Origin of the sequence: Bdellovibrio sp., from assembly GCF_047637665.1 — a bacterium.
GTDB lineage: Bacteria > Bdellovibrionota > Bdellovibrionia > Bdellovibrionales > Bdellovibrionaceae > Bdellovibrio.
In genome coordinates this window covers 1-20,868 of record NZ_JBLJBT010000040.1, presented here as the reverse complement: position 1 = coordinate 20,868, position 20,868 = coordinate 1, and the positions used below count along the sequence as shown (strand labels likewise).

The following is a 20,868-nucleotide window of genomic DNA, read 5'->3' as shown; positions in this document are numbered from 1 at the left end:
CTGGCCTTTTATATAGAACGGTCTTTAACTGGAATTTCTTGAGGGAACTGGAGTGTCGAATTGAGAGGCGTGAATTTCTGATATTGTTCCCTAACGTGTTGGATTCTGTTGAGTAATTAAAATGCGCAACCGCTCCCGCGTGATCCCATTGGGAGCGGTTTAATTTTCTAATCTCATTTGTAGAGTTGAGCTTCAGTGTGCTCCCGCAACTGTGAGCTTGGGAGCATAATCATACTCTGATTTGTAAATGTTGACCAAAGAGTATCCGATAACTTTGAAGTTCAAAGGGCTTGAGTCCTTAGTGCAGGTGAAGTGTTCTGAGGTGTTGAGTGAATAAAAAGATATCTAAAACAAATATGTTCACACTGCTGGTGGTATCGAGCTTTCTATCCGCTTGTTCTTTGGACGCGACTCTTCTTAAGCAGGAAGAGTTGATTTCGACGATTGAGAATCTGAACAGAAAAGAACCTGATTTTATTCCCGGCGAGGTGGTGACAACGGCACAGGGATATCGAGTGAAAGCAGTTTTTGGTGAAATCACAGAAAAAAACACAACTACAAATGGCTGGAAAATCGAGGGCGTATTTTATGAGTAAGCAAAAAAACTTTGTGTTGTTGGGTCTGTTTATTTCGAGCTTATCTTTAGCGTCGCAGGTGTTTGCACAACACAAAGGAATCAGTTTTCAGGCTGTTCTACAGGATCCTGAGGGACACTATCCGACCGCTTCGGGATTGACCGTGACGCTGCAAATATTGGATCCCGTTAATAACTGTGTTCTTCGTGAAGAAGAGCATTCAGGAGTCAATATTTCTAATGGATATATGAATCTTGTTGTCGGGGGATCTTCATCTACGATCTCGGTTCCGAGTGATAGCAATCCTAATCCGATTTTGCCGTTAGCCCAAGTGATGGATAATTCAAAAGTGATCAACGGATTTAACTGTACTTACAACCCACAAGGTCATCACGGAAGAAAACTTCGTTTAAGTGTCTATATTCCTAGAAATTCTCGGGGGCCAGAAAAGGTCACGGCGGACTTCAATATTCGTGCGGTGGCTTTTGCCGTAAACTCCGAGACTTTGAATGGGAAAAGTCAAAATGACTTTGTAAATACTAATGATAATAAGAATGTAACCCAGGAAAATGTCGAAAGTGTCTTTGAAAGATTCACCAAATTAGATGGCATTCTAAATGCCTCTAATAATGCGGGAAATACGTTAGGTGTTAATATCACGGGGACAGCCGCCTCCGCCACCATTGCTGCGAATGTCACGGGGATCGTGGGTCTTGCTAATGGCGGAACAGGAGCGACGACGGCGAGTGATGCCCGGGCAAATTTAGGTTTGGGCCCTCTTGCAACGCTTTCTACTAGTGGTACTCCTAATGGCTCTAAGTTTTTACGCGATGATGGGGTGTGGTCTGCGGTTGCTGGCGGGGTCGCCAGCGTTGCTGGTAAGACAGGCGTCGTGACCTTGCAGGCGGCAGACATTTCTGACTTTGATAATGCTGCCGATGCAAGAATCCTCGCGCAAAAAGGGAACTTGAACGGCTTAGCAAGTTTAAATAGTTCAGGGAAGGTTCCAAGCTCTCAATTAAGTCTTTTGGCTTCGGACATTCCGAATTTGAGTGCCGCACAGATTACTTCCGGAACAATTTCCCGTGATGTGAGTTCTGCGAATGTCACGGGTACTAATTTAAGAATTTATGATGGCACGAGTGAATATTTAACCTTTAAACTTCCCAACGGAGGAACTGGTTACACCTTGAACTGGCCAAAGACCGCCGGTGCTGCCAATGAGTTTTTGCGGACGGATGCGTCTGGTAACTTATCCTGGGCGACGATACCCTCAGCGTCAGTAACAAGTGTTGCGGGTAAGACCGGCGCCGTGACTTTAGCGAATACGGATATCAGTGGTCTTGGAACATCCGCGACCTTAAATGTTGCCTCGAGTGGGAATGCCTCTGTGGCAGAGGTGGTTAAGGGCAATGATACAAGATTGACAGACAGTCGCGCCCCATCCGGGGCAGCTAACGGAGATTTGTCTGGCACCTATCCCAATCCTGCTGTTGCAAGAATCAATGGGGTTCAGGTCGCGACGGCGGTAGCGGGGGATGATCAAAAGTTTTTAAAGTATGTGGATGGCAGCGGTTGGTTGCCTCATTATGTAAAACTATCTGAGCTTAAGAATAGTACCGGGGGTTCGGTGTTTAATCTTGTGGGTTGTACGCAATCTCAAACCATGGCCTGGTCCTCGTTGACGGATCAGTTTTCGTGTCAGGATATATCTATTCCTGCAACGAAAGTGACAGGATTGGCCGGAGTTGCGACAAGTGGAGACTACAGCAGTCTTAGCAATAAACCCCCGCTGGGCGGATTGGCTTCGTTGAACTCATTGAATTCCTCTTTAGTCACCGGGTTAACAGCAAATCGTATTTTAGGGGTTAACGGCGCTGGCACTATGACTTCTGTGACCTGCGCTCAAGGACAAATTTTAGGCTTTGATTCCAGCGGTGTCTATGGATGCTACAACCCTCATGACTATTCAATGTTTTCACTAGGTGGTAACTCCGTCGGAGGTACGGCGGTTTTTGGAACGAAGTCCAATCACAACCTTTCGTTTATTACGAATGATACTGAAAAAATGATTTTACAGAATGACGGTAAGCTGGGGATTGGTAAAGCCCCGTCATATCTGCTTGATATCAACGGCACGGCCAATGCGACAGAGCTTCGCATCGGCGGGCACGTTTTGGGGGACGGTTTGCAGAATTCTTTACGAACTGTCGCTAGCATCGGGGACTCTTGTTCTACGGTTGGAGTTATGGCGAAAAGTAGCGATGGTGATTTGTTGGTTTGTGATGAAGCGACATCAGTCATTGCGGGCACTTCTTGTGCTGCGATCGGAGTGGGAGCAATGACACTTGATTCAACGGGGGGATTGTATGTTTGTGGTAACGAATAAAAAGAAAGTTATGTTTAAAGTTTTGATGATTCCGCTGTTCTTATTCGGAGACATTTCTATGTCTATCGCGGCCCCGACCTGGAGGAAGGTCACTATTTCTAATTCCGGCGGCGGTGGTTCGACTCCATCAGGAGGCTTTAACTGCGTGAGTGTGATAGGTACTCAGAAAGTCATTCCCGCAGCGGCTGCGGTGGCTCTTCATGGAGTTCAAATAACTTATTCGATGGTGGGTGGGGGAAGTGGGGGACACCCGAGTTATCCGGGAGTGACTGGCGCTATTGTTGCGGGTTCATTCACTGTTGATGGCAGTAAAGAGTATGGTTTTTACGTTGGCGGCGGCGGTGGTGGCACGGGGCCAAATACTGCGGCTGGTGTTGGCGGGGGTAATGGCGGCGCAAGTACAATCACCGTCGGAGGAAGTAATCTTGTTGTGGCGGCTGGAGGAGTGGCTTTTCCTGCCGTTGGCGGTGCTGGCAGTGGTGGTTCAGGTAGGTCGAAAGGATCTTGTACTGCAAGTTATGGGGGCGATAATGGTTCCAACTCTAAGGGCGGCGGCGGCGGCGGATGCGGTAGCGGCGGCAATGGAGGCGGTACGGCGAGCTGGGGTGTGGTTTCTGCAAATGACGGTCAAGACGGGGCAGCAGGCCCCGGAGGAAAAGGGGCCGTCAACTGGCTAACTCAAACTCTGCCCATTCTTCCAGGATTGGCGGGATTGGGCGGAACTTATATGGGCGGCGGAAACGCAGGCGCCATCGTTCTTTCTTATGTCGGACCAAGTTGTTTGTTTTAAAAAAGGATTTTTTCAACTCAACTATTCTTAGTATTTGGAGTTTCAGAATTAATACTTTCTCGGGGGAGTGAAGTGTATGAAGTTGTTGTCTAGATTTATTCGCAGAAAAGCCGTGATTCGATTTTCTGTATTCTTATTTGTCTCATTAGGAATGATGACCGTCTTTCAAAACTGTTCGCCGTCTTCATTTCAAGCTTCTGATGCTCAGGCTGGGTTTGATAACTTCAGCAGCAGCTCAGGAGGAACCTGTTCTGATGTTTTGCGACCTGAAATAAAGCAGTCCTTTTTTTGTCCGAGTGGTGCCACAGGTTCGGCATTTCGACAACGTCAGGTTTCATGTTCTGAGTCAGGTTGGTTAGCAACCCCGTGGTCAAGAATAGATTTCTCTGGTTGTAGCTGCTCCATGGGCAGAGTCATCAATGCCGAAACTGGATTTTGTGAATGCCCCAATGGGAAATCTTTGGTTGGAGGCACTTGTGCGGTGACGACCTGCAGTCCCACAACGAAACCTGCAGAATCCGAAGCTGAATTGTGTCCTTCAGGTAGCGGTGTTGCGACTCGAAATCGCGGTGTTACTTGCAATAGCAACGGTTGGAGCGCTTCAAATTGGAATTCCTATGATTATTCAAAATGCGGCTGTCTCAATACAGGAGAAGTCCTGAACCAACAGACGGGACTTTGCGCTTGTCCAAAGGGGCAGAGTGTTCAGAACGGAATTTGTAAAAAAACAGATGTTGTTTGTTCGGGCGGGCAGACCTCGGTGAGTTCTCCGACGGACAGTAATGGACGAAGACGGACTTGCTATTTTACTTGGGAGCAAGCCGTCGCTGGTGAGACAAAAATCTTGAAGGGAACTGACGGTGGTACCGGCAGTGGGACTTGTCAGGAAAATGGTGAGTGGAATTACAGCTACTCCTGTCCTCCCGTTGAGAACGTGGTCACTTGCCCGGGAGGCGTGATGGAGATCGCTTCTCCAGCGAATAGTGTTGGGCGAACACAATCTTGTTCTTTTAGTTGGGAACAAGCCATTGCAGGTAAAACAGCTCCTATCGTCGGAACAAATGGCGGAACCGGAAGTGCAGTCTGTCAAGCGAACGGAGAATGGAGTTATACCTATAAATGTCCAGCTCCGGGGGGCGTAGCGACTTGTGCAGGGGGATCTATCCAGATTACTTCACCAGCAAATAGCTTGGGGCAAACTCAGTCCTGCACATTTAGTTGGGGACAAACGAATGCCTATTCGACAGTGCCGATCAATGGAACTAATGGCGGAAACGGAAGTGCGACATGTCAAGGGAATGGAGAATGGAGTTATAACTATAACTGTCCTGCTCCGGGATCCACGGTGACGTGTTCGGGAGGATCCACAGTGGTCTCTTCTCCGGCAAACAGTCTGGGGCAAACACAGTTCTGCTCGTTTAGTTGGGCGCAAGCAACGGCTGGAAATTCCGTCGTGGTTACAGGAACCAACGGAGGGACTGGGAATGCAACTTGCCAAACTAGTGGCCAGTGGAATTTCGGTTACTCCTGTCCCGCTCCAGGTAACGTGGCAGTTTGTCCCGGCGGAGCTGCAGAGGTTCCCTCAAGCACCGTTTCAGGAAGGACGTGTACAATGTCGTGGTCACAAGCTCTGGCTTCATCTGGTCTAGTGACGGGCGCAGGAACAAACGGTGGAACGGTTTCGGCGATCTGCGGAGCTACGGGGGCCTGGGAATCAGTTCAATACAATTGTCCTTAGTATGATAGTTTAATATCTGTGAAATTAAAAAAGGCCTATCAAAAAAAGATAGGCTTTTTTTTATAGATTGAGTGCTCCCAAGTTGCCATTTGGGATCGAAGATTTTTTAAACAACCTCCTGAGTCATCAGTTAAGGACCGATAAAGAGAGTAGGTCTCGGTATCTTGAAGATGTCGATTGAATAATAAGAACTGAAAAAATGTCTTTGAGGGAGTTTATGAGTCTCGGGCGTAACACACGGAATTCAATGCAAGCGTTTTTGAAGTTGTTGTTCGCAGCGGTGATTGGCTTGAGTCTAAGCGGTTGTGGAATGTCCTCCAGAATTGAAAGCCTGATTGGCAGCGATGTCTTTGAAATCACCGGTGCACCCACGATAAATCTTGGAAATAAGACCTCTGTGGTTTTCACGGGCAAGTGTGCTGGGGGAATGACTTCTTTTGAGATTACGGAACCTGCTCCAGTAAAGACAGTTTCTTGCGGGGCCGATCGAAACTGGAGTGTCGAGTTTGACTTTAGCTCTAAGCCGGATGGACAAATAAAAATAGTGACTGATTATATCAATCCCACGACGGGAGCTAATTTTGAATTTGAAGTTCTCAAAGACACTCAGCCTCCTGACCTTAAATTGAGAAGTGATGTGTCCGGAGAAACAAATCTATCATCGATTCCGGTTGACGTTGATTTTAGCGAGCCGGTCACGGGTTTTTCTGAATCGGACGTCAGTGTTGACAACGGCGTAGTCACTTCCTTATCCGGAAGTGGAACTTCTTACAGACTTTATATTCAGCCTCAAGCGCAAGGGCCTGTGACGGTGGATATTGCGAATAATATCGCACGCGACCTAGCTGGGAATATGAGTAGTACCGTCTCCGGCCCGTTGACGTTCGTTTACGATGGAACCCGACCCTCTGTTGTTTTGAGTTCATTAGAGTCCAATCCGACCAATAATAGTTCGATCTCAGTGACAGTAACATTCAGTGAAGATGTGGTCGGCTTGGTGCCTGCTGACTTTGTCGTTACGGGAGCGGTTCTTTTAACGGTGAATGGAAGTGGTTCTATTTATCAATTGACGTTGACGTCTTTGATTTCCGGATTGGTCCAGTTGCAGTTACCTATTGATAGAGCCTCGGATGTCGCTGGCAATGGAAATTCAGCTTCTAATATTCTTGAAATTACTTATGACAATCACAATCCGATTCCGACCTTAAGCAGTCTGGTGACTAGCCCCAGTAATGTGACGGTGATACCAGTTGCGGTTCATTTTGACAAAGCGGTGAATGGGATCAATGCAAGTGACTTCATTGTTACGAACGGTACGATATCAGATCTGACAGGGAGTGGCAGTTCTTATACGTTCAATTTGACTCCGACTTCAGAGGGCACAGTGGAAGTCAGTTTGCCGGCGGCAGTAACTCAAAGTCCAGTCGGTAACACCAACGCTGCATCGAATACTTTGAGTATCGTGATTGATAGAACTCCGGGATCTCTTAGTATCTCGAATCCCAGTCCCGCCAGTGGTAATGCCGCAACCAACTTTGTATGGACGCTGACCTATTCGGACTATGATGTAATCACTTTGACAAATGCAGATATTGATCTCGTAGCAACGGGAAATGTAGTTTGCTCTAATAAAACAGTGACAAGCCCGACGGCGAGCACAAGAGCTGTCACGGTGAGTGGTTGTACGGGAAGTGGAACAGTCGCTCTTGATGTTGATGCGGGAACAGCAAAGGATACAGCGGGAAATCTTTTTGCCTCTAGTTCTTCCAGTACTGCTACTGTAAGTAATCCGCCGCCGACGATTACAATCGGTGCCCCATCCCCACTTTCAGGAGGCTCAGCGACTAATTTTACTTGGTCTGTGACCTACACGGCAGCAACGACGGTGACGCTGTCTGCTGCGAATGTTGTGCTGCACGGAGATACCGAAAACTGTGGTGGGGTGACGGTAACGGGTGCCGGCATGACAAAGCAGGTGAAGGTTTCAGGCTGTACGAATGTGGGAAGTTTGGCGATATCAATTGCCGCTGGCACGGCGATTGGTACGGGTGGAACGGCTGCGGCTTCGACGGTTTCCACGCCAGCTATTCTGACAAATCAGGTATTGGTCTCTTTCACCGACTTAGTCAGTGTTGTAGATAAAAATGCTTCAGGAACAAGTTCTCAATCTTTTTTGTTATCCTTGAACAAAGTCTTCTCGAAGGATGTTGAGATCAGCTATGATCTGGTGGAAGCACAAAGCACGGCGACGAATCCCCTTCATCACAATATTCAGAAGGGTTCAGTGCTTATCCCTGCAGGACAAACAACAGCAAGCATCGAATATCAGTATAATGATGGGACGACAGTGGGGTCTAAGTTTGTTCAAGTCGCACTGATTGGAACTTCGGAAAAAGTGGTGGGAATAAATCAATCTTTATCCCGTCGTTTGGTCAGAGATCTCGATGCTTTGGATGCGGAATATATATCCATGAGCGCAGGAGGTTATCACACCTGTGCGGTGAAGAACGGTGGTGGGTTGTGGTGTTGGGGAAATAATGCCTGGGGTCAGTTGGGCAATAACTCGAGCACAGACAGCTTTGTGCCTGTATTGGCAGGAAGTGGATTTGCAAACGTTCGTGCGGGAACAAATCACACCTGTGCGTTGAAAAGCGATGGTGAATTGTATTGTTGGGGGGCTAATGGTTCTGGTCAATTAGGTAATAATTCGACGATGAGTAAATATGTTCCCACGTTGATCGGCAGTGGATATGAAAGTGTCAGCGCAGGAAATTCTCACACCTGTGCGCTGCAAACCGATGGTGAGTTGTTGTGCTGGGGATCTAATAGTTATGGTCAGTTGGGTAATAACTCGGCGACAAATAGTTCTACCCCTGTATCAATCGGGAGCGGATATGCCAGCGTCAGCACAGGCGCAAGTCATACCTGTGCCGTGAAGAGCGATGGCGAATTGTGGTGCTGGGGAAATAATGCTTCTGGGCAGTTAGGTAATAGCTCGACGACAAATAGTTCTACCCCTGTATCGATCGGGAGCGGATATGCCAGCGTCAGCACGGGCGCAAGTCATACCTGTGCCGTGAAGAGCGATGGCGAATTGTGGTGCTGGGGAAACAATGGTTCTGGTCGCTTGGGTAATAACTCGGTGGTAAATAGCTCTGTTCCTGTGTTAGTCGGTAGTGGTTATATCAGGATCAGTGCAGGAGATTCTCATACCTGTGCCGTGAAGAGTGGGGGGGGCTTATATTGCTGGGGAAGTAATGACTCTGGTCGACTGGGAAATAATTCGACGATTAGTAGCTCTGTCCCCCTATCGATTGGTAGTGGATATACCAGCGTGAGTGTGGGAAATGATCATTCCTGTGCGATGAAGACTGGTGGAGATTTATATTGCTGGGGACGTGATGTCTATGGCCAGTTGAACAATAACTCGACGAAAAACAGCCGTGTACCCGTATCGATTGGTAGTGGATATGCAGGTGTCAGTTCAGGAGAGTCTCACTCCTGTGCTGTAAAGAGTGATGGTGTATTATTTTGCTGGGGAAGTAATGACTATGGTCGACTGGGAAATAATTCGATGTCAAACAGCTCTGTTCCTGTATCGATCGGCAGCGGTTATGCCGCCGTGAGTGCTAGTGTAAGTCATACTTGTGCGGTGAAAAGCGATGGTGAGTTGTTGTGTTGGGGAGCTGGCTCTAGGTTGGGTAATAGTAACTCGGGGACCAACAGTCTTGCCCCTATCTTGGTCGGCAATGGATATATAAACGTCAATGCTGGTGGGAGTCACACCTGTGCGGTGAAAAGCGATGGTGAGTTGTGGTGCTGGGGAAATAATGGTTCTGGTCAGTTGGGCAATAATTCGACGACGACCAGCTCTGTCCCGATCTTGATCGGCAATGGGTATGCAAGTGTCGATGCGGGTGAGGCTCACACCTGTTCGGTGAAAAGCGATGGTGAGTTGTGGTGCTGGGGAAATAATGGTTCTGGTCGGTTGGGTAATAACTCGACGGTAAGCAGCTCTGTCCCCGTATTGATTGGCAGTGGATATGCCAACGTCAGCGCTGGAGGAAGCCACACCTGTGCTGTGAAAACCGATGGTGACTTGTATTGCTGGGGAAGTAATGGCTATGGTCAGTTGGGAAAGTCAGGGGCAAATAGTTTTGTCCCCTTATTGATCGGCAGTGGATATGCCAATGTCAGTGCTGGAGCAAACCACACCTGTGCGGTGAAAACAGATGGAGAGCTGTATTGCTGGGGAAATAATGGTTCTGGTGAGTTGGGAAGTAACTCGGGTAACAATAGCTCCGTCCCCGTATTGATCGGCAGTGGATATGCCAACGTCAGCGCTGGAGCAAACCACACCTGTGCTGTGAAGAGCGACGGGAAGTTGCAGTGCTGGGGGGCTGGCACACAGCTTGGTGATGGGTCTATTTCGCCTAGGATACCATCCATCGTCATACCATGAGTTTTTTTAAAAGATGAGATCGTGCATTAGGGGACTGCTAGCTGTAGATTAGATCCCCGTCATGATCCCTTTGTAACTCGTCATGGGTGAGTCATTTTTGTAGCTTTCTTCGAATGAAAACAAAAATACTCGCTCGTACCTCTAAAACAATTACTTTTATTATTGTCCTTTCTTGTCTGGCAGCATTGGCTTCGGCCAGTCAGCTTCTTTACGAAAGTTCTGGGATCTCGAATTTCAAACTTGTTCAAAGTACCGAGGGCTCGCGCACGATAACCAAAACCTCTCAAGACTATGAGGTCTTTCGCAACTACACAGAACCAGGTGGCGAGGAACTTTATTTAGTCAGCAGCGCAAAAACAGTGACGCAATATTTAGATGCCGAAGGCATCACGGGAGGCGTGTCTTGGAGTGTGCGCAAGGGACCACGGTTGGAAAATGTTCTTTGGGGAAAGTCTGAACAAGCCACAGAGTTGAATGTGCATGGAGTTCAGCCTGTTTTAGTGTCGGGCTTGGGAGGATGTTGCGCGGAAATGACGGGCTATCGTCTTTTTGATATTCCTTCAGGACGTTTGTTGATGTCGTTCAATGATTTTTCATGGCGCGAAAAGGTGACTCAGCCGTTTTCTTTAGAGGTCCCAAACTCCACCTTGGCGTTTCGTTATATCGGGGCCATCTCTCAAGACAGCACCCGAGACCGTGACTTCGTTGATCCTACACCCGGAAAACAAGCGGCCTTGTTGCTTAAATATGCGAATGAATCTTTAAAACAAAAAATTCAGGTCGATATGGAAGTGGAAACGGGATATGGAGTGAGTGTTTTAGAGTTTAAGTTGGAAAAAGACCCCACAGCCCCCAACAGTGACAAAGTGGAAATCCAAGACAATCAGGTTCGCCTTTGGAATATCGACGGGGCGACGAACCCCAGTCAAATTAGCGGAGTCCTTCTTAAAGTCGTTCTGGATGCGGGAAAAGGCGAAAAAATTCTCAAAATTCCAGTAAAAAATGATCAATTAGATCTGAATCAAGCGATAATTCCCTCAGGAGTCACCATTCATCCCATCGTTCAGTTTAGAACCCTTTAACGCAGCGAGAGAAGTGGCTCTTTGCTCCCCCTTTTATTGAATAAAAAAGGGGGCTAAGATATGAAATTATCATGTCTTTTGTACATCTTCACGTTCACTCTGAGTATTCCCTTTTAGAAGCAGCTTGCCGGGTAAAAGCTATTGCAAAAAAAGCGGCCGCTTTGCAGATGCCGGCCGTGGCATTGACTGACAACGGCAATATGTTCGGTGCTGTCGAATTTTATTTTGCCTGTAAGGACAACGGCGTAAAGCCTTTGGTGGGTCTGGATGCGTATGTGGCGCCGGGATCTCGTTTAGAAAAAAAACAGGATCGCGATCAGGTCAATGTTGGACCTCGTCGTTTGGTGTTCTTAGCGCAAAATACGGATGGGTATAAAAATCTTTGTAAGTTATCGACCATCGGGTATCAAGAAGGCTTCTATTGGAAACCTCGTATCGATTATGAGGTCATTCAAAAGTACAACGAAAATCTGATTTGCCTGACCGGGGGCTTGCGGGGCGAAGTCGCGGATGCTTTTTTGCGCGAAGGTCCTGATGCCGCGTTAGCGAAAATTCGTCAGCTCAAAGAAATCTTTGATGATCGCCTGTATCTGGAGATGTGCCGAACCGGGGTCTCTGAGTGGGATCAAATCAATCCCTTCTTGCTAGAGGCCTCTAAAATCACCGGCGTTCCAGTTGTAGCCAGCAACGATGTTCATTACATGACTCAAGACGATCAGTTGGCTCAGGAAGTTTTGATCTGTATTGGTTCGAATAAAACTCTCAGTGATGAATCCCGCTTTCGTTTGGGGACGGATGAGTTTTACTTAAAGAAGCCCGAGCAAATGATTGAGCTCTTCGCGGATGTTCCCGAAGCAATCAGCAACACTTTGCAGATTGCCGAGCGTTGCGATGTAAAGTTCAAGATCAAAGATGACAGTGGAAAACCTATTTACCACTTGCCGACGTTTCCGACGGAAGGTGGTCAAACTCTGAACGAGTACATCGCAGCAAAGTCCCGTGAAGGACTGATGGAAAGATATGAAGAGGCCGCTACGCGTGGTGAAGCGGTTCCTGAAGAAAAAAAGCCTGAATACGATGCTCGTTTGAAATATGAGCTCGGCATTATCGATCGCATGGGCTTTAACGGTTACTTCCTGATCGTTCAAGACTTCATCAACTGGGCGAAGAACAATGATATTCCCGTAGGGCCAGGTCGTGGTTCCGGAGCGGGTTCTCTTGTCGCGTACTGTTTAAAGATCACGGACTTGGATCCGCTTCCCAACTTTCTTCTGTTTGAACGTTTCTTGAATCCAGAACGTATCTCGATGCCGGACTTTGATATCGACTTCTGTCAGGACCGTCGTCAGGAAGTGATTCAGTACGTAACCCAGAAATACGGGCAAGAGTCTGTATCGCAAATCATCACCTACGGAAAACTTCAGGCGCGCGCGGCGATCAAAGACGTCGGCCGTGTTTTAGGAATGACCTTCCCTGAAGTCGATGCGGTGACTAAACTGATCCCCGAAAAGTTAGGAATTTCTCTTAAAGAAGCTTTAGAGATGGAGCCACGAATTAACGAGATGATGGAGATGAACCCCACCGTCGCCACCTTGATGGATCTGGCACAACGGATTGAGGGGATGGTTCGTCACGCCGGAATCCATGCGGCCGGGGTGATTATTGCCGATGGGCAGTTGGTTCGTCATGCGCCTCTTTATAAAGGCGCAGATGGGGAACAGGTTGTTCAATACGACATGAAACATGCTGAGAAGATCGGATTGATTAAGTTCGACTTCTTGGGGCTAAAAACTTTGACTCATATCAATCATGCGTTGAAGTTGATTAAAAAGAACCGTGGCAAGACTTTAACGACAAAACAAATTCCCATGAACGACATGGCCACATTCGAGATGATGTCACGCGGGGATACCGCAGGGGTGTTCCAGTTCGAAGGTGAGGGCATCACTGATGCCACTCGTAAGATTCGTCCCTCAAGTTTTGCTGATATCACTGCCATCACGTCTTTATATCGTCCGGGTCCGATGGCGAACATCCCTGACTTTACTGATCGTAAACATGGCAAAGCCCCGGTTGAATATCTTTTGGAAGACACGCGCGATGTGCTTTCGGAGACCTACGGAATCATGGTCTACCAAGAGCAGGTTATGGGGATCGCCTCACGTATTGCCGGGTATTCCTTGGGTGAAGCGGATATGCTTCGTCGTGCGATGGGTAAGAAGATCAAAGAAGAAATGGATCGCCATCGTGAACGCTTCATGCAAGGGGCGACAGAGCGAGGACATGATAAACAAAGATCTTCGGATCTGTTTGATTTGATGTATAAGTTTGCTGACTACGGATTTAATAAATCCCATGCGGCTGCTTATTCAGTTGTTACGTTACAGACCGCTTACTTAAAGTGCCATTACGCGGCTGAGTTTTTTGCGGCTCTTCTAAGTACCGAACTTTCAGATACAGATAAAATCGTAAAATACTCCAAGGATGCGGCAAAACGTGGTTTGACGGTGAAGTCTCCTCACGTGAATTTTTCTGATTATCTTTTTGATGTGCATGGCGATGAAATCTACTTTGGTCTTGGGGCGATCAAGGGCGTAGGGCAAAGTGCGGTGGAAGCCATTATTGAAGCGCGCAACTCGTTGCCTGAAAAGAAGTTTGGCTCTTTGGATGAGTTTTTTAACTCTATCGATCTTCGTCGGGTGAATAAAAAAGTGATCGAGTGTTTGATCAAAGCCGGAGCCTTTGATGGGTTCGGAGGACATCGGGCGCAGTTGATTGCGGGATATCAAAAGTATTTGGATCGCGCCCAAGGACTTCAAAAAGACAAGGAGCTAGGCCAAGCGTCCTTATTTGATTTAGGTCCCTCTGCAGAGACTAAAGTAAGTCTTGAAGAAACCAAACCATGGACGCGAACGGCTTCATTGGCCTATGAAAAAGAAGTTCTGGGATTCTATCTCAGTGATCATCCCTTAAAGGGATTTGATACTTTGTCAGAGCTGTGGACGACTTGTAAGGTGGTGGACTTACCGGCACAGATGCCTGCGGCGGGAAGTCCTGAGGCGGAGGCCTTAAAAGCGGCGAAAAAGGATTGGAAAAATCGCGACGCCGGGAAAAAACGGGTGGTGGTCTCGGGGCTTATTACGGAGCTCCGTGAACTCATCACGAAAAAAGGAACGCGCATGGCTTTTGGTAAGATTGAAGATCTTACGGGAAGCTGTGAGCTTGTGATCTTCCCCGACTCTTTTGCGCGATTTGAAATGCAGCTGCGCGATGAAAGACCTGTTCTTATTGGGGGCGGTCTTGAAGTTGAAGAGGGCCTTGCTAAAATCATGGTGGATACCGTGTCGCCCTTGGAGGATATTCTTAAAAAAACCAAACGAATGGTCTTCCACTTGGATAAGATTGATCCGATGGATTATGGTCGTTTGCAGTCCTTTATGAAGGATTATCCAGGATCAACATCGGTGAGCTTTGAAATTGATGTGCCAGATTTGAATCGACGTGTTTTGATGGAAACACAGGATGTTCAGGGGATCACTATTAACAGCGAATTCTTTGAGGGAATTCATCTGTTGTTTGGTCGAACTGATTTTATTGAGTTGAGAGGTTAAAAATGCGTTTATCTTTGATCCTGACAACAGCTTTGATTTTTCTTCTTGGAGGTCCGGTCAAGGCGCAACAAACGGAATTGATCGATAGAACGTTTTCGGGAGTTTCCAAAGAAAAAACTCCTCAAGGAGCCAAGAAAGAGATTCAAGATCAGGCGGCTCAAAAAATCTCTGAAGAAATAATTAAAGAACTGATTGGCGAAGAACGTTTTCTTAAAAACAAGTCATTGATTCAAACCAAGATCATCAAAAATTCGGCCCAGTACATCCCGTTTGCAAAACCGTCCCCCATGACTCAAGAAGGGGAAGAGTTTAAAATGTCCGTGGCCTTGAAGGTTTCTTTGCGAGATCTTAAGCAGATGCTTCAGAATAATACTCTTTTAAATGAAAATGACGCCATTCCAGTTGTGTTGCCGGTCATTAGTTGGTCGGACCGCGTGCAGGGGCGCAGCTATCGTTGGTGGATTCCCGGAGAAAAGAATCAACAAGCCTTTTTATTGAACGAAGGCCGCCTGCTAGAGAACGCCTTAAGAACATCATTTCAAAAAAATAACTTCTACGTCATTAAGCCCATTGAGTCCGGTCTTGGAACAAATGTCCCCGCAGATTTTCACAATGAAAAAATCGCCGGGGAAGATGCTCAGTTTTTTGCACAGTACTTTAACGCCCCCCTGTTGATTGACGGGCAGGTTCTTTTGACTAAAGGAGAGCGTGGAAACAACTATCGTATTGAAATTCGAATGACGGCAGTTCAAGTCAGCAATGGGCGAGCGATCGCCGACGTATCCCGTCGCTTTGATACTGAGTCAGGATCTTTGGAAAATGCAGTCGATAAGAAACTTCGTGAAGTCGCAGATACCACGGCGAATGATTTGTCTTCGCAGGTTTTGGAAGCTTGGCAAAGAGGCTCTTTGGGAACCTCGACAATTCGTGTGACGATTCAAGGGCGCAACGCTCTTCCGTTGATGGAGGGGGTAAAAGAAAAGATTCGGTCTCAAATCACGCAGGTGAAAAATATTCGGGAACGTTTGGTGAGCTCTGAATCTGTAAGTTTTGAGGTCGACACCTCGGTGTCTGCCGCAGAGCTCTTGGGAAAACTAGAGGCTTTGGATGTCAATGGAAAGAAGCTTTCCAAGGTGTCTGAAGAGCGCGATGAAATTGTTTTGAAATGGGTTCAGTAGGAGTTGTGATCATGAAAAGAATTATCTCGTCCCTTCTTCTTTTGGTTTTGTCTGCATGTACAACCTTGGATCGCAGCACTCCCTCGGTGCGACGTGAAATCAAAGACGTGAACTACGAAGCGCGCAAAGAAGACGCTTCTCCTCGGAAGCGTTTGATGGTTCTTCCCTTTTTGGATGCTTCGGAAGCTCGTCCCGTCCAGCTAAAGGAAAAGGCTCGCAATGCCTTCATCGCTGATTTAAACCGCATAGGGGAAGTGATTGCTTTAGATAGCAAAGAATTGAATGTGGATCTTTCTAAGATGACTCAAGGGGGTCAGTACAAACTGCCGGAAGTGGCAAAGCTGGCTCAGGCTTTGGGTGTGAATGCTGTTTTAGAGGGAAAGATCCTTGATATTCGCATTAAAAGAAAGTCTGACAATGTCGGCGTGGTTCGACATCTTTCGACGGCTTTTGAAGTTGTCGCGCAGGTGCGTGTGGTCACGGGCCGAGCGGGACGTGAAGTTTTTAATACCGTTAAGACGGTGACGGTCGAAGAGCAAGGGGTTCGCGTTGCTGAAAGAGTCGAGACAGACAAATTTTTAGCGAACAATCCTGAAATGATTGAAGTCATCGTAAAAGACGCTTTTTTGGATTTTACGCCTCAAGTTCTGGCCTCTTTAGATAAAGTGACTTGGGAAGGACGTATTGCTGCGATCAACGGAGACCGCATCTATTTGAACGTGGGAAGAGTTTCCGGCCTTCAGGTGGGTGATCTTTTGAAAGTCACCGAAGATGGAGACGATGTTTATGATCCTGAAAGCGGCGGTCATATCGGTCGTGTTCCGGGACGCCTGAAGGGAACGCTGGAAGTTATCAGCTACTTTGGGAACGATGGAGCCATCGCAGTGATTCATTCTGGGTCTGGATTTAAAGAGAACGACAGGATTGAATTATATTAATAAATCTAACCATAGTGGATTTGTTAATTGCTCGTAATAATTGCGAGTAAATTTGATATTTGGCGTCCCGTAAATATAATGGTTTGAGTGAAAGCTCTTTCCATTTTGCTATTTACCACTCTTAATATCTGCTGTGTATATTCTCAAGCGAAAACTTGGGATGTTTCAGTTCTTTATTGGAGCATGAAGATCGAAGGCCAGGTTGCGATGCGAAAGGGCTTCGAAGAAGAAATCGGTAATTTCAATAAAAAAAGTTCCGACAAAATCAAGATCACTCCCTATGTTGCGGGCGAGGGGCGAAAAGGTATCGTACAGCAGGTGTCGCAAATGGGTGAGGTTGTCCAAAAAAAGCCCCATGCGATTGTTATTCAACCCACTGACAATTCAGCACTGGCCTCGGGGCTCTTACTTGCCAATAAAGCGAATATTCCTGTCATTGCTTATGATCAATACATTGTAAATGGCACATTGGCCTCATTTCTGACTAGCGACAACTATCAGGGGGGCTGGGATGACGGACTTCATGTAGAGTCCCTCTTTGATCGTTCCTACGAGATTCAGATCGTTGTTTTCGAATACCCACGAGTGTCTTCCACGATTGATCGTGTGGATGGTTTCTTTGATGCTCTTCGCAGTCGAGGACAGAAGTTTCGTGTCTTAAAACGCTATGATGCTGTCGATCCGGAATCTGGAGAAAAAGCCGCAAAAAAATTCCTTCAGGATTTTCCAACAAAAGGCAGTGTGGATTTGATTCTCACTGTGAACGATGGCGGAGGGATTTCAATCGTCAAAGCCCTCTGGGAAAAGAAGAGAACGGAAATTCGTCATGCCACGTTTGACGGTGCACCCGAATCAATTCAAAACATAAAAGAAGAACGTTTGACTGTGGTTAATTCCGCTCAGTACTGCGCAGAGCTGGGACGGGAAACCGCACGTACGCTGATATTGGCTCTTATGAACAAGTCTTTCCCGCAAAAAAAGATGATCCCCACCTTCCCGGTTACGAAACAAAATGTAAAAGAGTATCCCGGATGGATGGGGCGTCCGACGGGGAATTTCGCTCAGCGGGATAATCAAAAATTATCAAGTGATCTGGATCGTCGACCATCCAGTCAAAAAAATAAAAATATATTGAATATTCGCATTGGTGTTGCGCCTCTTTGTCCCTACCTTTGCGAAACGGGGCCTGGAAAATGGAGTGGATACATCTATGACATTCTTACTAAGGTGGCGAAAGATCGAGACTTTTCATTTCAACTGGAAAGTATTCCCAATACGCGTTTGGTTTCAGCTCTGCAAACGGGGAAAGTGAATTACATTATAGTTCCCTCCTATATTGTGCGCTATTTGTCTGACATTCGGGTCATGGGTCCTAAGTTGGGTGTCAGCTATACCGGGGCGCTTCTTTTCAGTGCCGACAAAGAGTCTATTATTGACGAAGAATCGTTTAGAAATAAGAAAGTCATCTTTGGGGATATGGCGGCGGATCCGGAACTCAAGGTGGATCTTGGTTATGCCGTGAGAGGAACAAAGTTAACGGGGGCCGATGTCTCAGAGCGTATGATCAAAATGATCGGTGACGGACGAGCTTCACTGGCTTTGGGGGACTATAATGTTCTTCGTTATTCCTTGATGAAAGATGCAAATCCATCTTTACGTCTTACGGCCACGTCGCTGACGGGATTTAACTCTTTGGTTTTGGTGGGGACGCCCAAACAGCCTGAATTCGGGTATCTGCCCAAGAATTTAGATGACTGGTTCCGTGAGGCTCGAATCGATGGAACTCTTAAAAAGATTCTTGAAAAATACAATCTGCAGGATTGGGATATTTTTACCAGGGGATAGGATCTTATAAGGTCTTTAGTAGGTTCTTGGTAAAGGCCTTAAAGGTTTCCGATTCTCCGCGAAGGCGGGCCATCTGTAAGCCTCCTTGGACGCTAGCTAAAAGAAGATCGGCCGTGGCATCGATGTTTAGATCCTTGCGAAAGACCTTCTCTCGAACTCCCTGGCGAAGGGTGTCTTTAAGCCAGGCTCTTTGAAATTCGTGAAACTTTAAAAGTTGTTTTTTCATGTTCTTAGGCAGAGTGTTGAAGTCAGAACACAGAACTCCCGAGGGACAAATCTTATTTTCATCTAAAGCCATTTTGTAGAAGATCAGCAACATTTGCTCTAGCTTTTTTTGTGCAGGCAAGGATTCAACTTTTTCACTCCAGTCTTTATAGGATCTTTCATATTCCTCTAACAAAGCCAATCCCAGGTCCTCTTTAGAGGCGAAATGATAGTGCAGACTTGCTTTCTTTATACCTAAAGCGTCAGCGATGGTCTGAAAGCTAAAGCCATTAAATCCAAGTGTTTGTAAATAATGTCGACTTAGATTGAGAGCTCTAGTTCGAGTGTCCATGATCCGTCCTTGCCTTAAACAAAATACAACTGTATTATCTACCTATCGGTAGGTAGAATCAAGGTCTATTAGATATTTTTAAAAGGAGAACATATGGCTCACAATAAAACATTCAGACCCGTGGCAATTCTAGGTGGGGCTAGAACTCCCTTTACCAAGTCCTTCACGCACTATTCCCGCACCTCCAATCGTGAACTTATGACGGCGACGTTGAAAGATCTTGTGGCAAAAACCAATCTGCAAGGGGAGCTTTTAGGAGATGTCTCTTTGGGGGCTGTCATGAAAAACGCCTCGGACTGGAACTTGGCACGGGAATCTGTCTTAAGTTCTGGATTGGATCCTCACACTCCGGGATATGACGTTCAACGAGCTTGCGGGACAGGACTTGAAACGGCGGCTCAGATCGCATTGAAGATTGCTGCTGGGCAAATTGAGAGTGGTATTGCCGGGGGAACTGATACAAACAGCGATATTGCCGGTGTTTTGCCTCACGAATTTTCATGGATCATGATGGAGGCGCAAAAAGAGCCTTCCCTGCTGGCGCGTCTTAAAAAATTCGGCGAATTGAAACCTCAATATCTAAAACCCCGCTTCCCCAATGTTCAGGAGCCCCGCACGGGTCACTCCATGGGGGAACATTGTGAAATGATGGTGAAAGATTGGAGAATCACCCGCGAAGCCCAGGATGAATTGGCGTATCACAGTCATATCAATGCAGCACGAGCTTATGAAGAAGGCTTCTATAAAGATTTGGTTTTTGATTTTAAAGGGCTTAGCAGGGATTCCTTCGTGCGAGGGGACACAAGTATTGAAAAACTGGCAAAGCTAAAGCCCGCTTTTGACTTCAGCGGAACGGGCACATTGACGGCCGGAAATAGCACTCCTTTAAGTGATGGTGCTTCGGCGGTTTTGTTGGGCAGCGAAGACTTCGCCAAGAAAAAGGATCTTCCTATTTTGGCATATCTGGTTGATGCGGATTATGCCGCTGTTGATTTTGTGAAGGGCGAAGGATTGTTGATGGCTCCCACGCGAGCGGTGGCGCAACTTTTAAGACGAAATAATTTGAAGCTTCAGGATTTTGATTTTTATGAAATTCACGAAGCCTTCGCGGGACAAGTTCTTTGCACTCTCAAAGCTTGGGAGTCGGAGGAGTACTGCCGAACGCAGTTGGGTGAAAGTAAGGCTTTGGGTTCCATTGACAGAAGTAAGATGAATGTAAAGGGAGGCAGTCTGGCCGTGGGACATCCCTTTGCGGCGACCGGAGGACGTATCCTGGCCAGTCTTTCTAAGATGCTCGTTCAAAAAGGTTCGGGCCGAGGATTGATCTCGATTTGTACGGCGGGTGGTATGGGAGTCGCGGCGATCGTAGAAAGACCTTAAAAAAATTGCTCCGAAGGGGTTGGACGACTGCGTCACAGTCCCTTTTCGATTTTTACACGTCTTGCAAGGCCCACAAACTTACTTTTCCTAGTTGCCACTCTGAAGGCAGTAAGTTATTAATAATACTTCCTTCTTATTGGTCTGTTGGCGTAGTTGGTAGCGCGTTCCCTTGACATGGGAGAGGTCACTAGTTCGAGTCTAGTACAGACCACCAATTCTAAAATAAAAGAGGGAGATTTCTGGTTCTCTTCACGCAACTGTTGATAAGTGGTTCTCTTCACGCAACTGTTGATAAGTTCAAAAATTCCTAAAAAGACAAGTAGT

General features: G+C 46.9%; 12 protein-coding genes and 1 tRNA gene. 12 read left to right on the top strand and 1 reads right to left on the bottom strand.

The window, feature by feature from the left end; all coding sequences use genetic code 11:
- The first annotated feature begins 356 nt into the window (after window positions 1-356).
- From ACM64D_RS13175 to ACM64D_RS13130, 10 genes are all read left to right on the top strand, one after another.
- Window positions 357-596 (top strand): hypothetical protein, encoded by a 240-nt coding sequence (locus ACM64D_RS13175; RefSeq protein ID WP_415063688.1) that lies wholly within the window; start codon window positions 357-359, stop codon window positions 594-596.
- Window positions 589-2,964, top strand: a complete 2,376-nt coding sequence (locus tag ACM64D_RS13170; protein ID WP_415063687.1) for a hypothetical protein — start codon at window positions 589-591, stop codon at window positions 2,962-2,964. The genes ACM64D_RS13175 and ACM64D_RS13170 overlap by 8 nt, the downstream gene beginning before the upstream one ends.
- On the top strand, window positions 2,945-3,754 hold the full coding sequence (locus ACM64D_RS13165; RefSeq protein ID WP_415063686.1) for a hypothetical protein: 810 nt from the start codon (window positions 2,945-2,947) through the stop codon (window positions 3,752-3,754). Before ACM64D_RS13170 ends, ACM64D_RS13165 begins: the two co-directional genes overlap by 20 nt.
- Before the next feature lie 76 nt (window positions 3,755-3,830).
- A complete protein-coding gene (locus ACM64D_RS13160) occupies window positions 3,831-5,492 on the top strand; it encodes a hypothetical protein (protein ID WP_415063685.1) in 1,662 nt (553 codons plus the stop codon).
- A gap of 217 nt (window positions 5,493-5,709) precedes the next feature.
- Window positions 5,710-9,954 (top strand): Ig-like domain-containing protein, encoded by a 4,245-nt coding sequence (locus ACM64D_RS13155; protein ID WP_415063684.1) that lies wholly within the window; start codon window positions 5,710-5,712, stop codon window positions 9,952-9,954.
- A 113-nt stretch (window positions 9,955-10,067) separates the two neighbouring features.
- Window positions 10,068-11,036, top strand: coding sequence for a hypothetical protein (locus tag ACM64D_RS13150; protein ID WP_415063683.1), 969 nt, complete (start codon window positions 10,068-10,070; stop codon window positions 11,034-11,036).
- A 71-nt stretch (window positions 11,037-11,107) separates the two neighbouring features.
- On the top strand, window positions 11,108-14,647 hold the full coding sequence (dnaE, locus tag ACM64D_RS13145; RefSeq protein ID WP_415063682.1) for a DNA polymerase III subunit alpha: 3,540 nt from the start codon (window positions 11,108-11,110) through the stop codon (window positions 14,645-14,647).
- A gap of 2 nt (window positions 14,648-14,649) precedes the next feature.
- A complete protein-coding gene (locus tag ACM64D_RS13140) occupies window positions 14,650-15,825 on the top strand; it encodes a hypothetical protein (RefSeq protein WP_415063681.1) in 1,176 nt (391 codons plus the stop codon).
- An 11-nt stretch (window positions 15,826-15,836) separates the two neighbouring features.
- Window positions 15,837-16,763: a hypothetical protein gene (locus tag ACM64D_RS13135; RefSeq protein WP_415063680.1), complete on the top strand. Its 927-nt coding sequence runs from the start codon at window positions 15,837-15,839 to the stop codon at window positions 16,761-16,763.
- A gap of 87 nt (window positions 16,764-16,850) precedes the next feature.
- The gene (locus ACM64D_RS13130; RefSeq protein WP_415063679.1) at window positions 16,851-18,608 is read left to right on the top strand and encodes a substrate-binding domain-containing protein; all 1,758 of its coding nucleotides are present in this window, start codon (window positions 16,851-16,853) and stop codon (window positions 18,606-18,608) included.
- 4 nt (window positions 18,609-18,612) lie between these two features.
- On the opposite strand, the gene ACM64D_RS13125 is transcribed toward ACM64D_RS13130, so the two are convergent.
- Window positions 18,613-19,164 carry a TetR/AcrR family transcriptional regulator gene (locus ACM64D_RS13125; protein ID WP_415063678.1) on the bottom strand — a complete coding sequence of 184 codons (552 nt, stop codon included), beginning with the start codon at window positions 19,162-19,164 and terminating at the stop codon, window positions 18,613-18,615.
- Window positions 19,165-19,257: 93 nt separating this feature from the next.
- Here ACM64D_RS13125 and ACM64D_RS13120 point away from each other — a divergent pair, with 93 nt between their 5' ends.
- Window positions 19,258-20,544, top strand: a complete 1,287-nt coding sequence (locus ACM64D_RS13120) for an acetyl-CoA C-acetyltransferase (protein WP_415063677.1) — start codon at window positions 19,258-19,260, stop codon at window positions 20,542-20,544.
- Between the two features lie 138 nt (window positions 20,545-20,682).
- Window positions 20,683-20,758: transfer RNA gene (locus ACM64D_RS13115), tRNA-Val, on the top strand.
- Window positions 20,759-20,868: the final 110 nt, after the last annotated feature.